Raw genomic sequence first — 1,194 nt, forward strand, 5'->3', positions numbered from 1 at the left:
GGTGGGGGTGTTGCCGGCGCTGGTGGCGTCGGGTGAGGCCCAGGCCGTCGTGCGGGGTGGTGAGGTGTTCGTGCCCCGGCTGGCCCGGGTGTCCGTTCCGGCGTCTTCGGAGGACTCCGCCACCGGCGGGGTGTTCGGTGACGGGACGGTGCTGGTGACCGGTGCCGGTGGTGCGCTGGGTGGTCTGGTCACCCGCCACCTGGTGACCGAGCAGGGGGTGCGACGGCTGCTGCTGATCAGCCGTCGTGGTGCGGCGGATGCGGGGCTGGTCTCTGTGGCGGAGGAGCTGCGGGGGCTGGGTGCGGTGGTGGAGGTGGCGGCGTGTGACGTCGCTGACCTGGAGGCGTTGACGGGTGTGGTCGGTGGGTTGCCGGCGGGGTTCCCGTTGTCGGGTGTGGTGCATGCGGCTGGTGTGCTGGATGACGCGACGGTGGAGAACCTGACGTCTGGGGCGCTGGCGCGGGTGTTGCGTCCGAAGGTGGTGGGTGCCTGGAATCTGCATCGGCTGGCTGGGGATGTGGCGGCGTTCGTGGTGTTCTCGTCGGTGGCGGGGACGTTGGGGACGGCGGGTCAGGCCAACTATGCGGCGGCGAACGTGTTCCTGGACGCGTTGGTGGCCTGGCGGCGCGGTTCGGGGTTGTCGGGTACGTCGTTGGCGTGGGGGCTGTGGGAGCAGGCGAGCGGGATGACGGGGCATCTGGCCGATGCCGACCGCGCCCGCATGGCCCGCGCCGGCACCTCGCCTCTCTCCACCGAACTCGGCCTCACGCTCTTCGACACCGCGCTGACCCTCGACCGGCCGCACCTGGTGCTCACCCCGCTGAACGCCGCCGCCGTGAACTCCCGCTCCGACCAAGGGGGTTCGTCCCTCTCCCCGCTGTTCGCCGGCCTCGTCCGGCCCGCACTGCGGCGCGCGACGAGCGCGGCAGCCATCACCGGCGCCGGCACCACCCTCGCCGGTCGTCTGGCGGGGTTGTCGGTGGCGGAGCAGGAGGGGCTGCTGCTGGAGCTGGTGGTCGGTCAGGTGGCGGTGGTGCTGGGGCATGCGGATGGTTCGCGGCTGGATGCGGGTCGTCCGTTCAAGGACCTGGGCTTTGATTCGTTGACGGCGGTGGAGCTGCGTAACCGGTTGCAGGCTGCGGCTGGGGTGCGGTTGCCGGCGACGGTGGTGTTCGACCATCCGAGTCCGGTGGC

At 71.8% G+C, this 1,194-nt stretch carries 1 protein-coding gene; it reads left to right on the plus strand.

Annotation, left to right across the window (positions count from 1 at the left end; all coding sequences use genetic code 11):
- Window positions 1–1,194, plus strand: a 1,194-nt coding sequence (locus ABT114_RS50445) for a type I polyketide synthase (RefSeq protein WP_351154139.1), incomplete at both ends; no start/stop codon positions are given.

Source organism: Streptomyces sp. NPDC002088, assembly GCF_040296605.1.
GTDB lineage: Bacteria > Actinomycetota > Actinomycetes > Streptomycetales > Streptomycetaceae > Streptomyces.